Origin of the sequence: Roseivivax sp. GX 12232 (assembly GCF_021272185.1) — a bacterium.
Classification (GTDB): Bacteria; Pseudomonadota; Alphaproteobacteria; order Rhodobacterales; family Rhodobacteraceae; genus Roseivivax.
In genome coordinates, this window is the sequence record NZ_JAJSEC010000002.1 from 360356 (window position 1) to 373441 (window position 13086).

The 13086-nt window shown below is 68.6% G+C and carries 14 protein-coding genes; 10 read left to right on the top strand and 4 right to left on the bottom strand.

Going from position 1 to position 13086, the window contains the following annotated elements:
- Positions 1-60 precede the first annotated feature (60 nt).
- The 4 genes from gap (LR948_RS05660) (at position 61) to LR948_RS05675 (ending at position 3653) form a co-directional block, all read left to right on the top strand.
- On the top strand, positions 61-1065 hold the full coding sequence (gene gap, locus LR948_RS05660; protein WP_232753007.1) for a type I glyceraldehyde-3-phosphate dehydrogenase: 1005 nt from the start codon (positions 61-63) through the stop codon (positions 1063-1065).
- 321 nt (positions 1066-1386) lie between these two features.
- Positions 1387-1530 (top strand): hypothetical protein, encoded by a 144-nt coding sequence (locus LR948_RS05665; RefSeq protein WP_232753008.1) that lies wholly within the window; start codon positions 1387-1389, stop codon positions 1528-1530.
- A gap of 122 nt (positions 1531-1652) precedes the next feature.
- The gene (gene gap / locus LR948_RS05670; RefSeq protein WP_232753009.1) at positions 1653-2657 is read left to right on the top strand and encodes a type I glyceraldehyde-3-phosphate dehydrogenase; all 1005 of its coding nucleotides are present in this window, start codon (positions 1653-1655) and stop codon (positions 2655-2657) included.
- Positions 2658-3497: 840 nt separating this feature from the next.
- Entirely contained in the window at positions 3498-3653 is a 156-nt protein-coding gene (locus tag LR948_RS05675) for a hypothetical protein (RefSeq protein ID WP_232753010.1), read from the top strand.
- On the opposite strand, the gene coaD is transcribed toward LR948_RS05675, so the two are convergent.
- The 3 genes from coaD to LR948_RS05690 form a co-directional block, all read right to left on the bottom strand.
- Positions 3650-4144 carry a pantetheine-phosphate adenylyltransferase gene (gene coaD / locus LR948_RS05680; RefSeq protein ID WP_232753179.1) on the bottom strand — a complete coding sequence of 165 codons (495 nt, stop codon included), beginning with the start codon at positions 4142-4144 and terminating at the stop codon, positions 3650-3652. The genes LR948_RS05675 and coaD overlap by 4 nt on opposite strands.
- Before the next feature lie 92 nt (positions 4145-4236).
- Positions 4237-4671: a CBS domain-containing protein gene (locus LR948_RS05685; RefSeq protein WP_232753011.1), complete on the bottom strand. Its 435-nt coding sequence runs from the start codon at positions 4669-4671 to the stop codon at positions 4237-4239.
- A gap of 60 nt (positions 4672-4731) precedes the next feature.
- Positions 4732-5625 (bottom strand): LysR family transcriptional regulator, encoded by an 894-nt coding sequence (locus LR948_RS05690; protein ID WP_232753012.1) that lies wholly within the window; start codon positions 5623-5625, stop codon positions 4732-4734.
- Between the two features lie 123 nt (positions 5626-5748).
- Here LR948_RS05690 and LR948_RS05695 point away from each other — a divergent pair, with 123 nt between their 5' ends.
- The 6 genes from LR948_RS05695 (at position 5749) to LR948_RS05720 (ending at position 12055) form a co-directional block, all read left to right on the top strand.
- Complete coding sequence (locus LR948_RS05695) at positions 5749-7251, top strand: CoA-acylating methylmalonate-semialdehyde dehydrogenase (protein WP_232753013.1); 1503 nt, start codon at positions 5749-5751, stop codon at positions 7249-7251.
- A 194-nt stretch (positions 7252-7445) separates the two neighbouring features.
- Positions 7446-8591: an acyl-CoA dehydrogenase family protein gene (locus tag LR948_RS05700; protein ID WP_232753014.1), complete on the top strand. Its 1146-nt coding sequence runs from the start codon at positions 7446-7448 to the stop codon at positions 8589-8591.
- Positions 8588-9646, top strand: coding sequence for an enoyl-CoA hydratase/isomerase family protein (locus LR948_RS05705; RefSeq protein WP_232753015.1), 1059 nt, complete (start codon positions 8588-8590; stop codon positions 9644-9646). Before LR948_RS05700 ends, LR948_RS05705 begins: the two co-directional genes overlap by 4 nt.
- Positions 9643-10521, top strand: a complete 879-nt coding sequence (mmsB, locus tag LR948_RS05710) for a 3-hydroxyisobutyrate dehydrogenase (RefSeq protein ID WP_232753016.1) — start codon at positions 9643-9645, stop codon at positions 10519-10521. The genes LR948_RS05705 and mmsB overlap by 4 nt, the downstream gene beginning before the upstream one ends.
- Before the next feature lie 180 nt (positions 10522-10701).
- Positions 10702-11154: a cytochrome c gene (locus LR948_RS05715; RefSeq protein ID WP_232753017.1), complete on the top strand. Its 453-nt coding sequence runs from the start codon at positions 10702-10704 to the stop codon at positions 11152-11154.
- A 10-nt stretch (positions 11155-11164) separates the two neighbouring features.
- Complete coding sequence (locus LR948_RS05720; protein ID WP_232753018.1) at positions 11165-12055, top strand: cytochrome c; 891 nt, start codon at positions 11165-11167, stop codon at positions 12053-12055.
- Positions 12056-12125: 70 nt separating this feature from the next.
- Here LR948_RS05720 and lipA read toward each other — a convergent pair whose 3' ends face one another.
- On the bottom strand, positions 12126-13076 hold the full coding sequence (gene lipA / locus LR948_RS05725; protein ID WP_232753019.1) for a lipoyl synthase: 951 nt from the start codon (positions 13074-13076) through the stop codon (positions 12126-12128).
- Between the last annotated feature and the right edge of the window lie 10 nt (positions 13077-13086).

A 13086-nucleotide genomic window follows, 5' to 3' on the forward strand; every position in this document is an offset into this window, starting at 1 on the left:
GCGGCGCCCCCGCTCCCCTCCGTATACGAAGGTTCACAAACGCTGTGACGGAGGCATTTCATGACGGTGACGGTCGGGATCAACGGGTTCGGACGGATCGGGCGGTCGACGCTCGCCCATATCGCGGAAAGCGCGCGCAACGATGTGCAGGTGGTCAAGATCAACGCCACCGGCCCGATCGAGACCTCGGCGCATCTTCTGCGCTACGACAGCGTGCACGGCCGCTACCCCGGCGAGGTCCGGGTCTCGGGGGACACCATGGACCTCGGGCGCGGGCCGATGAAGATGTTCTCGACCTATGACCCCGAGGAGCTTGACTGGGAGGGCTGCGACGTCGTCCTGGAGTGCACCGGCAAATACAACGACGGGCTGAAGGCGCAGGTCCACAAGGCGCGCGGCGCCAAGTCGGTGCTGATCTCGGCGCCCGCCAAGAACGTCGAGCGCACCGTGGTCTACGGGGTGAACCACCGCGACCTGGCCGAAGGCGAGACGCTGATCTCGAACGGCTCCTGCACGACGAATTGCCTCGCGCCCCTCGCCAAGGTGCTGGACGAGGCCATCGGCATCGAGTCGGGCATCATGACCACAATCCATTCCTACACCGGCGACCAGCCGACGCTCGACCGGCGGCACGACGACCTTTACCGCGCCCGCGCGGCGGCCATGGCGATGATCCCGACCTCGACCGGCGCGGCCAAGGCCCTGGGCGAGGTGTTGCCGAACCTGCGCGGCAAGCTCGACGGCTCGGCGATCCGGGTGCCGACGCCCAATGTCTCGGCGGTGGACCTGACCTTCGTGGCGGGCCGCGACGTGACGGTCGCGGATGTGAACGAGGTGGTCTCCGAGGCCGCCGCGGGCCGCATGGGCTCGGTCCTGGCCTATGACCCCGAGCCCAAGGTCTCGGTGGATTTCAACCACACCACGCAAAGCTCGATCTTCGCGCCGGACCAGACCAAGGTGACCGGCAAGCGGCTGGTGCGGGTGCTGGCCTGGTATGACAACGAATGGGGCTTCTCGGCGCGCATGGCCGATGTGGCCGCCGCCATGGGGCGGATGCTGCACTGAGGGGTGGCGCTGGCCGGGAGCTTGGCGGAGCCTTTCTGCGCGCGCTGAGGCGTCCTGCAGGCAGAGAGTAGAAACGCCCGGATCGTGCGGTCCGGGCATTTTTTTCTGTCTAAGCAGCGATCGTTGCCGCGGAGCGGCATCCGGCGGCCTTTTGGCCCCTGGGCCCCTGCCCCGCGCCCACCGAGGATCGGAAAGCCACAGCCCCGCCCCGCCATGACCTCCGCGACGCGGCGCGGGCGTGATCCCCGCCCCGCAGCCTGCTAGGCTGGGCCCGCCCGATGCCGCGCGCCCGCCGCGCATTCACCCCCAGGAGCGCACACCATGACCAATTCTGTCGCGCTGTCCCTCGGCCTCCTGATCCTGGGCGCCGTGGTCCTGGACCTCGCGCTCTTCGGCCCTGAGCACCTGGTCTTCCTCGGGCAGAAGTTCTTCGAACTCCTGGAATGGCTGGCCTTCTGGCGCTGATCTCTCTTCGCTCTTGACCCGACCGCGGGCTCCGTCACCTTGACAGGCGCGGGCCGCTTTGCTTGTTAGCGGTAACGAATTGGATCCAGACCACTCCGCCCCAGGCGCAAAGGAGAACCTCCATGACCACCAAAGTCGCGATCAATGGCTTCGGACGGATCGGCCGCAACGTGCTGCGCGCGATCATCGAGCAGAACCGCACCGACATCGAGGTCGTCGCGATCAACGATCTCGGCCCGGTCGAGACCAACGCGCATCTTCTGCAGTACGACAGCGTGCACGGCCGCTTCCCGGTCGCGGTCACCACTGGAGACGACTGGATCGACGTGGGCCGCGGCAAGATCCGCGTGACCGCGATCCGCGACCCCAAGGAGCTGCCCTGGTCGGACGTGGACGTGGTGCTGGAATGCACCGGCATCTTCACCAGCCGCGAGAAGGCCGCGCTGCACCTCGAGAACGGCTCCAAGCGCGTGCTGGTCTCGGCGCCCTGCTCCGAGGCGCATAAGACCATCGTCTACGGCGTGAACCACGAGACGCTGACCGCCGACGACCTGGTGGTCTCCAACGCCTCCTGCACCACCAACTGCCTGTCGCCGGTGGCCAAGGTGCTGAACGACACCATGGGCATCACCCGCGGCTTCATGACCACCATCCACTCCTACACCGGCGACCAGCCGACGCTGGACACGATGCACAAGGATCTCTACCGCGCCCGCGCCGCGGCGCTGAACATGATTCCGACCTCGACCGGTGCGGCCAAGGCCGTGGGCCTGGTGCTGCCCGACCTCGCCGGCAAGCTCGACGGCGTGGCGATCCGGGTGCCGACGCCCAACGTCTCGGTTGTCGACCTGACCTTCGAGGCCGGCCGCGACACCACCGCCGAGGAGGTCAACGAGGCGATCCGCAAGGCCGCCGCCAGCGGTCCCTTGGAGGGCATCCTCGGCGTGACCGACCACAAGCTGGTGAGCCAGGACTTCAACCACGACTCGCATTCCTCGATCTTCGCGACCGACCAGACCAAGGTCATGGACGGCAACTTCGTGCGGGTGCTGAGCTGGTATGACAACGAATGGGGCTTCTCGAGCCGCATGGTCGACACCGCGGTGGAACTGGGCAAGTTCGTCTGAGGTGGTTTGATTTGGGGCGTGCCTTTGAGGGTGCGCGCCGGGACGCCGGGCCGAGGGATCGGTCCGGCGTTTTTTTGTGTGTGGGGTGGTGGTTTGGTGGGCTGGGTTTGCTGGGCTTTCTCAGGCTCAGGCTCAGGCTCAGGCTCAGGCTCAGGCTCAGGCCTAGGCTCGGGTGCACCGAGCGCGTGACCCCTGAAAGCCTGAGAAGCCGCAAAGGCCCTCAAGCCCAGAACAGCACCAGGCACCACGCCGCTGCTGCGCCCGCGCAAAAAGCCCCACGCCTGACGCTCCGGGCAACCCCTCACCAAAGGCGTCTGCCCCCCTCACAGCCCTCGCAACAGAGGGCGCGCGCCGGACCGGGGGCCGGCGCTGCCGACCTCCGAGCGGGGCGCTTTATCCCAGCAATGTCAGGGCTAGCGGCGATTTACGCGCTTCGCCCACAGGAGCGCCGGCCCAAGGGGCCGGTCCGGCGCGCGCCCGGCATCTTCGATGCTATTCGGGCGCAAGGTGAGCGGGGTTTGAGAGTGGTGCGTCGGTGGCTGCGGGGGGGCTTTGGCTGGGCGAGTCAGGCCGGGGCCAAGGCGATTCAAGTTAACCCCGAAGCCGGGGGCAGGTCGCGGCTCACTGTCAGCCAATCCCGCCTTTCAAGGCCCCGGAGCACCGCCCAAATCCCTCCCGCCCCACCAGCCCGCATAAATTAACCCAACAAAACCAACACCCTACGCCCTTTCCCCGCCATGCACTTTTTGCATGGCGGCTTCCGCCTCAGCGAAGTTGTGCTGCGACGCAGCACGCATAAGTTAGCGCCAACAGAGACGAAGACTTCGAAGGAGATGCGAGATGGCATTTTTCGAAACGCTGAACGACCGCCTGCGCAAGCGCGCCGCTTTCCGCCGCACCCGCCACGAGCTGGAGGGCCTGCCGCTGGAGACCCGCGTTGACCTCAACATCAACGGTCGCGAACGCGACGTCGCGCGCAGCGCCGTCTACGGCTAAGCGCCGAACTTGCCCACCAGGGCGGTTCGGACCTCGGGGGTGACGAACTTGGTGACGTCGCCCCCGAGACGCGCGATTTCCTTCACCAGCTTCGAGGCGATGGCCTGGTGCCGGGCCTCGGCCATGAGGAACACGGTCTCGACGCTCGAATCGAGCGCCCGGTTCATCCCCACCATCTGATATTCGTATTCGAAATCCGCCACCGCGCGCAGACCGCGCACGATGATCCCCGCGCCCACGTCGTTGGCGCAGTCGATCAGCAGGTTTTCGAAGGGATGCACGACGATCTCGGTGCCGGTCTCCTCCGACAGCGGGCCGCATTCGGCGTGGATCATCGCGACCCGCTCCTCGAGATCGAAGAGCGGGCCCTTGTCGCGGTTGATCGCCACGCCGATCACCAGCTTGTCGCAGAGCCGCGCCGCGCGGCGGATGATGTCGATATGCCCGAGCGTGATCGGATCGAAAGTCCCGGGATAGAGCGCCGTCCGCATGGCCATGGCATTCCCTCGCGCCTGTCAGTTGTTCCGCGCACGCAACAATATTGCGCCGCGCATTGCAAGCAGGTCGCGCCCGGGCGCCCCTTTCAGTAGCCCATGATCATGCCCTCGAGGGCGTTTTTCTCCATTTCCAGCTCGGAGAGCAGCGCCTTGACCACGTCGCCGAGGGTGATCAGCCCGACCATCTTGCCGTTCTCGATCACCGGCATGTGGCGGAAGCGGCCCTCGGTCATCCGGCCCAGCACCTCGCGGGCGCTGTCGCCGCGGCTGCAGGTCTCGAGCTTGCGGGTCATGTAACGCTCCACCGGCTCCTCCATGCAGCCGGGGCCCTGAACGCCCAGCTCGCGGACGATGTCGCGCTCGGACAGGATGCCGAGCGCGGTCTCGCCGTCCTCCGAGATGACCACCGTGCCGATGCGCCGCTCGGACAGGATCTTCGCCACGTCCTGCACCGGGCGATCGGGCCCGAGGGTGACGACGCCGTCATCGGCCTTGAGTTTGAGGATCTGCTGGACCTGCATGGGAGACCTCCCTCTCCGGGTAAGTTGGACCTTGAGCGTCCACGCGGCGCCCCCCGGCTGTCAAGTCAGACTTTCCAACCGGGCGACCTCGGCGCGAATCCCCTCGCTGAGGATCCGGGCGAAGCGGTTCAGCCGTTCCAGCCGCCGGTCGTCGGCGTGGCGCACCAGGTAGAAGGACCGCGTGAGGCTCAGCGTCTCGGGCAGGATGCGCGTCATCCCCGGCGCCGTGGGCATGGCGAAGTCGTGCACGATGCCCAGGCCCGCGCCCTGCGCCACCCATTGGAACTGCACCGAGGCCGAGTTCGAGGCCAGCGCCACCTGCTCGACCCCGAGCGCGCCGAGGTAGTCCAGCTCCTTGTCGAAGATCATGTCGGGGATATAGCCGACCACCCGATGCCCGCGCAGGTCCGAGAGCGCCGCGATGGCAGGCGCCTCGGCCAGGTAGCCCCGCGTCGCCGCGAGGTGCAGGCGGTAGTCGCAGATCTTCTGCACCGTCAGCCGCCCCGCCGAGGGGGCCGAGACGGTGATCGCCATGTCGGCCTCGCGCTTGGAGAGGTTCACCACCCGCGGCAGCGCCACGATCTGCACCTCGAGGTCGGGATTCTCCTCGACGATGCGCGCGCAGACCTGCGGCAGGAGGTAGTTCGCGCAGCCGTCCGGCGCGCCGATGCGGATCTGGCCCGACATGCCCTCGGAGCGGCCCGCGACGGTCTCGACGGCGGCCTGCATGGCCTGTTCGGCCTCCTCGGCATGGGCCAGAAGCCGGGTGCCCGCCTCGGTCAGCGCGTAGCCCTGCGGGCTCTTGGCAAACAGCGGCGCGCCCAGGTCTTCCTCGAGCCGGCCGATCCGCCGCCCGACGGTCGCGGGGTCCATGCGCAGGCTGCGCCCGGCGGCCGAGAGGCTCTCGCCCCGCGCGGTGGCGAGGAATATCCGCATGTCGTCCCAGCTGAACATCGTGCCTCCGCGCGCCGGGGCGCCCGCCCCTGCATTTTCGCAAATCCTTTTTGATGAGATGCCCCTTCTGCCCGCAAATTTGCAAGGCTAATCTCCCGCCAAACGAATCCCGGAGGACGGAAGATGAGCGCAGAACTGACCCATTACATCGACGGCGCGCATGTCAAAGGCGGCTCGGGCCGCTTCTCGGACGTGATGAACCCCGCCACCGGCGAGGTCTCGGGCCGCACGCCGCTGGCCACCAAGGCCGAGCTGGACGACGCCGTGGCCCGCGCCGCCGAGGCCCAGAAGGGCTGGGGTGCCACCAACCCGCAGCGCCGCGCGCGGGTGATGATGAAGTTCGCCCAGCTCATCAACGAGCATATGGACGAGCTGGCCGAGCTGGTCTCCAAGGAACACGGCAAGACCCTGCCCGACGGGCGCGGCGACGTGCAGCGCGGGCTCGAAGTGGTCGAGGTCTGCATGGGCGCGCCGCATATGCTCAAGGGTGAATACACCAACGACGGCGGCCCCGGCATCGACCTTTATTCCATGCGCCAGCCGCTGGGCGTCGTGGCCGGCATCACGCCCTTCAACTTCCCGGCGATGATCCCGCTCTGGAAGATGGCCCCGGCGCTGGTCGCGGGCAACGCGATGATCCTCAAGCCCTCCGAGCGCTGCCCCTCGACCTCGCTGCGTCTGGCCGAGCTGCTGAAGGAAGCGGGCCTGCCCGACGGCGTCTTGCAGGTGGTCAACGGCGACAAGGAGGTGGTCGACGCCATCCTCGACAACGAGACCGTGCAGGCGGTGGGCTTCGTCGGCTCGACCCCGATCGCGCAGTACATCTACGGCCGCGCCGCGAACAACGGCAAGCGCGCCCAGTGCTTCGGCGGCGCCAAGAACCACATGATCGTCATGCCGGATGCCGACATGGACAAGGCCGCCGACGCGCTGGTCGGCGCGGGCTTCGGCGCGGCGGGCGAACGCTGCATGGCGATCTCGGTCGCCGTCCCGGTCGGCGAGGAGACCGCCGAGGCGCTGCGCGAGCGGCTGGTGCCGCGCATCGAGAAGCTGCGCGTCGGCCCCTATACCTCCGAGGACGAGGTCGACTACGGCCCGGTGATCACCGCCGCCGCCAAGGAGCGCATCGAGAAGCTGATCGGCTCGGGCGTGGACGCGGGCGCCGACCTTGTGGTCGACGGGCGCGGCTTCAAGCTGCAGGGCTACGAGGACGGCTTCTTCGTCGGCCCCTCCTACTTCGACCACGTCACCCCGGAGATGGAGATTTACAAGGAAGAGATCTTCGGCCCGGTCCTGAGCCAGGTCCGCGCCGGCTCCTACGAGGAGGCGCTGAAGATCACCATGGACAACCCCTATGGCAACGGCTGCGCGATCTTCACCGCCGACGGCGACACCGCGCGCGACTTCGCGCACCGGGTCAACGTCGGCATGGTCGGCATCAACTTCCCGATCCCGGTGCCGCTGAGCTACCACACCTTCGGCGGCTGGAAGAAATCGGCCTTCGGCGACCTCAACCAGTACGGCCCCGACGCCTTCCGCTTCTACACCAAGACCAAGACCGTCACCTCGCGGTGGTTCTCGGGCATCAAGGAAGGCGGCGAGTTCAACTTCAAGGCCATGGACTGAGCCTGAGGGTGCGGCGCCCGGCTTGTCCGGGCGTCGTCTCTCGGCCGCCCGGGCGCGGAGCACCCGCCGCGCCCGGAGGGCCGGGTGGCGGCCCAGCCGTGGTCCGGCGGCGGCCCAGAATGCCGCTTGCGCCCTTCGGGGCGGGCTGCCACAACAATTAAACACTTGTTCATTTACCGGAAGGGAGGCCGATAATGGACTTCACGCTCTCCGAGGAAGCGCAGGCCATCTTCGACATGGCCCAGAGCTTCGGCGCCGACCGCATCGCCCCCAATGCCCTGGCCTGGGAGAAGGACGGCACCATCCCCAAGGAGCTCTGGCCCGAACTGGGCGAGCTGGGCCTGGGCGGGCTCTATGTCTCCGAGGAGGCCGGCGGCGCGGGGCTCTCGCGGCTCGACGCCACGCTGGTCTTCGAGGCGCTGAGCCAGTCCTGCGCCTCGGTCGCGGCCTTCCTGTCGATCCACAACATGTGCGCGGCGATGATCGACCGCTACGGCTCGGACGAGATGAAGGCCCGCGTCCTGCCCGACGCGGTGGCGATGAAGACCGTGCTCTCCTACTGCCTGACCGAACCGGGCTCGGGCTCGGACGCGGCGGCGATGAAGTCCAAGGCCGAGCGCACAAATGAAGGCTACAGCCTGACCGGCACCAAGGCCTTCATCTCGGGCGGCGGCTATTCCGACGCCTATATCGTCATGGCGCGCTCGGGCGAGGACGGCCCGCGCGGCGTCTCGGCCTTCCTGGTCGAGGACGGCACCGAGGGGCTGAGCTTCGGCGCGCTCGAGGACAAGATGGGCTGGCGCTCGCAGCCCACCCGCCAGGTGCAGATGGACGGCTGCAAGATTGGTGCCGAGAACCTTCTGGGCGAAGAGGGCCAGGGCTTCAAATACGCCATGGCCGGGCTCGACGGCGGGCGGCTCAACATCGCCGCCTGTTCGCTGGGGGCCGCGCAGGCGGCGCTGGACGCGACGCTCTCCTACATGGGCGAGCGCAAGGCCTTCGGGCAGACCATCGACCAGTTCCAGGCGCTGCAGTTCCGCCTCGCCGATATGGAGATCGAGCTCGAGGCCGCGCGGGTCTTCCTGCGCCAGGCCGCCTGGTCGCTCGACCAGAAGCACCCCGAGGCGACCAAGCGCTGCGCCATGGCGAAGAAATTCGTCACCGAAGCGGGCTCGCGCATCGCCGACCAATGCCTGCAGCTGCACGGCGGCTACGGCTACCTGGCCGATTACGGGATCGAGAAGATCGTCCGCGACCTGCGGGTGCACCAGATCCTGGAAGGCACCAACGAAATCATGCGCCTGATCGTGGCGCGCAAGATGCTGGAGGCTCGGGGATGAGCGAGGTTTCGATCCGCAAGGAAGGCCGCGCGGGCCGCATCACGCTGACCCGCGAGAAGTCGCTGAACGCGCTGAGCCACAAGATGTGCCTGCAGATCGAGGCGGCGCTTCTGGACTGGCTCGCCGACGAGGCGGTGTCCCTGGTGATCCTGGATGCGGCGGGCGAAAAGGCCTTCTGCGCCGGTGGTGACATCGCCGCGATGTATCACGAGGGCATCAAGGGCAATTACGACGCCGCCCGCGCCTTTTGGCGCGACGAATACCGGATGAACGCGCTTCTGGCGGAATATCCCAAGCCGATCCTCTCCTTCGCGCAGGGCTTCGTCATGGGCGGCGGCGTGGGCCTGGGCGGCCATGTCTCGCACCGGATCGTCGGCGAAAGCACCCAGGTCGCCATGCCGGAATGCGGCATCGGGCTGGTGCCCGACGTGGGCGGCTCGCTGCTCCTGTCCCGGGCGCCGGGGCGGCTGGGGGAATACCTCGGGCTGACCGGCGCGCGCATGGGCGCGGGCGACGCGATCCATTGCGGCTTTGCCGACCGTTTCGTGCCCGAGGCCCGCTGGGAGGCGCTGAAGACCTCGCTGTCCGAGACCGGCGACCTGGCCGCGCTCGAGGCCGCGACGGCGCCCGCGCCCGAGAGCCCGCTGGCCGCCGAGCAGGACCGGCTCGACACGCTCTTCGGATCGGGCGATCTGGCGGGCATCCTCGAGACCCTGCGCGCCGATGGCTCGGAGACCTCGGCCAAGGCGCTCAAGGGCCTGTCGCGGGGCTCGCCCCTGTCGCTGGCCGTCACGCTCGAGCTGATCCGCCGCCACCGCGCCGAGGCGCAGGACATCCGCGCCGCTCTGGCGCTGGAATACCGCGCCACGCATCGGGCCATGGACCAGGGCGATTTCCTCGAGGGCGTCCGCGCCCAGGTCATCGACAAGGACCGCAGCCCGAACTGGCAGCACGACCTCGCGGCGCTGCCGTTCGAGGAGGCCCGCGCCATGCTGGCGCCGGTGCCGGGGGTGGCGCTCGACTTTCACGCGCTCACTGAGGAGGCAGGAACATGAAGATCGCATTCATCGGGCTCGGCAACATGGGCGGGCCGATGGCCCAGAACCTGGCCCGCGCGGGCCACGAGGTGACCGGCTTCGACACCGCCACGGTCTCGCTCCAGGGGATCACCACCGCGACCAGCGCCACCGAGGCGGTCGCGGGCGCCGAGGTGGTCATCACCATGCTGCCCAACGGCGACATTCTGCGCCGCGTCGCCGACGAGGCGATCCCGGCCATGGCCGCGGGCGCGGTCTTCCTCGACTGCTCCACCGTCGACGTGGACAGCGCCCGGGCCGTGGCCGAGAAGGCCAGCGCCGCGGGGCTCCTGCCGCTCGACGCGCCGGTCTCGGGCGGGGTCGGCGGCGCCCAGGGCGGCACGCTGACCTTCATGGTCGGCGGCGATGAGCAGGGCTTCGAGAAGGCCAAGCCGCTTTTCGACATCATGGGCCAGAAGGCGGTGCATTGCGGCGCCTCGGGCAACGGCCAGGCGGCGAAGATCTGCAACAACATGATCCTCGGGATCACCATGATCGGCACCTGCGAGGCCTTCGCGCTGGCCGACAAGCTGGGCCTCGACCGGCAGGCGATGTTCGACGTGGTCTCGACCTCGAGCGGCTCGAGCTGGTCGATGAACACCTATTGCCCGGCGCCCGGCGTGGGGCCCAAGTCCCCCGCCGACAACGACTACAAGCCGGGCTTCGCCGCCGACCTCATGCTGAAGGACCTGCGGCTCGCCCAGGACGCGGCCAGCTCCGCCGATGCGGACACGCCGCTCGGGGCCGCCGCCATGGCGCTTTACGCCACCTTCGTCGAGGGTGAGGACGGCGCGGGCCGGGACTTCTCGGCCATGCTGCCGCGCTTCGAGAAGCGCGGGCACGACAAGGGCTGACCCACTGCCTCGGCCCGGGACCGCTACGCGCGGTGCCGGGCCGGGCCACTTGTCCCGCAGTGGCCCGGGCGCGTGGCGCGCCCCCGCCTGACCCGGCGTCATCACGAAAGCGTTGCTTTCCTGAAACGGAAGCTCCGCCCTAGGCTTCCCGCACCGCTTGCCGCTTTCGGGAGATTTTCCATGAAGACCTTTGTTCTTGCCGCCGCGATCGCCGGGCTGGCTATGCCCGCCGTCGCCCAGGACTTCGACGCGCAGCTCAAGGCGCGCCAGGGCCAGTTCCGGATCCTCGCGATCAACCTCGGCATCCTCGGCGACATGGCCAAGGGCGAGGTCGACTACAGCGCCGAGGCCGCCCAGGACGCGGCGGATTCGATCCAGGCGATCTCCATGGTGAACCAGCCGCCGCTCTGGCCCGAGGGCTCGGGCGCGGATTCCCGCGACGGCACCCGCGCCAAGGCCGAGATCTGGGGCGATTTCGACGATTTCACCTCCAAATGGGCGGCGCTCGGCGAACAGGCCACGGCGCTTCAGGCCAGCGCCGGCGATGGCCGCGAGGCGGTGGGCGCGGGGCTCCGCGAGCTGGGCGGCGCCTGCAAGGCCTGCCACGACAGCTACCGCGCCTCGCCCAACTGATCGGCCGGCGATGCTGCGCAAGGCGCTGGCCGCGGGCGCGACGCTCATCGTGCTGGCCGGGGTGGGCCTCTGGGTCACCCAGCCGCGCGCGGTGGAGCCCGCGCGCTACGCCGATCTGACCCCGGATGCCACGGCCGGAGAGGCGGTCTTCACCGCCGCCGGCTGCGCCTCCTGCCACCATGCGCCCAAGGCCGAGGGCGCGGACAAGCTGGTCCTGGCCGGCGGGCAGAGCTTCGAGACCGAGTTCGGCACCTTCCGCGCGCCCAATATCTCGCCGCATCCCGAGGCGGGGATCGGCGCCTGGACGCTCGAGGACTTCGCCGGCGCCGTGACCCGGGGCACCACGCCCGGGGGCAGCCATTATTATCCCGCCTTCCCCTATGCCGCCTATGCGCGGATGGCGCCCCAGGACGTGGCCGACCTCTGGGCCTACATGCAGGAGCTGCCGGAAAGCGCGGAAACCTCCGCGCCGCACGATCTGGGCTTTCCCTTCTCGATCCGGGCGAGCCTCGGCGGCTGGAAGATGCTTTATCTCTCGGACGACTGGGTGGTCACCGACCTCGCCGAGGGGGCCGAGACGCGCGGGCGTTACCTGGTCGAGGCGCTGGCCCATTGCGGCGAATGCCACACGCCAAGAAACGCCCTGGGCGGGCTCGATCTTTCGGCCTGGCTGACCGGCGCGCCGAACCCCTCGGGCGAGGGGCGGATCCCGGGGATCACGCCCGGCACGCTGGACTGGTCCGCGACCGACATCGCCTATTACCTCGAGACCGGCTTCACGCCGGATTACGACAGCGCCGGGGGTCATATGGTCGCGGTGATCGAAAACTTCGCCAAGCTGCCCGCTTCGGACCGCGAGGCGGTGGCGGCCTATCTCAAGGCGCTGCCGGACGGATCGTAAAGGCCGAGACGAAAAACGCCCGGGACCAAGCGGCCCCGGGCGTTTTCGCGTTACTCTCGGACAGGCGCGCTCAGGCGCGGGCCAGCTGCGCCTCCCGGGCGGCGCGCAGCCGGGCGAAATCCTCGCCCGCGTGGTAGGACGACCGCGTCAGCGGCGTCGCGGAGACCATCAGGAAGCCCTTGCCCCAGGCCGCCTTTTCGTAGCTCTGGAACTCTTCCGGGGTCACGAAGCGGTCGACCGCGTGGTGCTTGCGGGTCGGCTGCAGGTATTGGCCGATGGTCAGGAAATCGACATTGGCCGAACGCATGTCGTCCATGACCTGGTGCACCTCGGCGCGGCCCTCGCCGAGGCCCGCCATGATGCCCGACTTGGTGAAGACCGAAGGGTCGATTTCCTTCACCCGCTGCAGAAGCCGCAGCGAGTGGAAATAGCGCGCGCCCGGACGCACTGAGGGATAAAGCGCCGGCACCGTCTCGAGGTTGTGGTTGAAGACATCCGGCTTGGCACGGACCACCACTTCCAGCGCCTCGGGGCCGCATTTCAGGAAGTCCGGGGTCAGGATCTCGATGGTGGTGCCCGGCGCGCGGTGGCGCACGGCGCGGATGGTCTGGGCGAAATGCTCGGCCCCGCCGTCGTCGAGGTCGTCGCGGTCGACCGAGGTGATGACCACGTGGTTCAGCCCCAGCTTCTGCACCGCGTCGGCGACCCGGCCCGGCTCGAAGACATCGAGCGCATCGGGCCGGCCGGTGGCGACGTTGCAGAAGGTGCAGCCGCGGGTGCAGACCTCGCCCATGATCATCATGGTGGCATGGCCCGCCGACCAGCATTCGCCCACGTTGGGGCAGCCCGCCTCTTCGCAGACCGTGGTGAGGTTGTTGTCGCGCATGATCTTGCGGGTGTCGGCATAGCCCTTGCCGCCGGGCGCGCGCACGCGGATCCAGTCCGGTTTCTTCGGCTGGGGATTGTCGGGGCGATGGGCCTTTTCCGGGTGACGCTCTCCGGGGATCTTGAGGTCGCGCATCTTGAGGGTC

Coding starts and splice junctions, on each gene's coding strand:
- gap (WP_232753007.1), top strand. CDS start 61: ATGACGGTGACGGTCGGGATCAACGGGTTCGGACGGATCGGGCGGTCG.
- LR948_RS05665 (WP_232753008.1), top strand. CDS start 1,387: ATGACCAATTCTGTCGCGCTGTCCCTCGGCCTCCTGATCCTGGGCGCC.
- gap (WP_232753009.1), top strand. CDS start 1,653: ATGACCACCAAAGTCGCGATCAATGGCTTCGGACGGATCGGCCGCAAC.
- LR948_RS05675 (WP_232753010.1), top strand. CDS start 3,498: ATGGCATTTTTCGAAACGCTGAACGACCGCCTGCGCAAGCGCGCCGCT.
- coaD (WP_232753179.1), bottom strand. CDS start 4,144: ATGCGGACGGCGCTCTATCCCGGGACTTTCGATCCGATCACGCTCGGG.
- LR948_RS05685 (WP_232753011.1), bottom strand. CDS start 4,671: ATGCAGGTCCAGCAGATCCTCAAACTCAAGGCCGATGACGGCGTCGTC.
- LR948_RS05690 (WP_232753012.1), bottom strand. CDS start 5,625: ATGTTCAGCTGGGACGACATGCGGATATTCCTCGCCACCGCGCGGGGC.
- LR948_RS05695 (WP_232753013.1), top strand. CDS start 5,749: ATGAGCGCAGAACTGACCCATTACATCGACGGCGCGCATGTCAAAGGC.
- LR948_RS05700 (WP_232753014.1), top strand. CDS start 7,446: ATGGACTTCACGCTCTCCGAGGAAGCGCAGGCCATCTTCGACATGGCC.
- LR948_RS05705 (WP_232753015.1), top strand. CDS start 8,588: ATGAGCGAGGTTTCGATCCGCAAGGAAGGCCGCGCGGGCCGCATCACG.
- mmsB (WP_232753016.1), top strand. CDS start 9,643: ATGAAGATCGCATTCATCGGGCTCGGCAACATGGGCGGGCCGATGGCC.
- LR948_RS05715 (WP_232753017.1), top strand. CDS start 10,702: ATGAAGACCTTTGTTCTTGCCGCCGCGATCGCCGGGCTGGCTATGCCC.
- LR948_RS05720 (WP_232753018.1), top strand. CDS start 11,165: ATGCTGCGCAAGGCGCTGGCCGCGGGCGCGACGCTCATCGTGCTGGCC.
- lipA (WP_232753019.1), bottom strand. CDS start 13,076: ATGCGCGACCTCAAGATCCCCGGAGAGCGTCACCCGGAAAAGGCCCAT.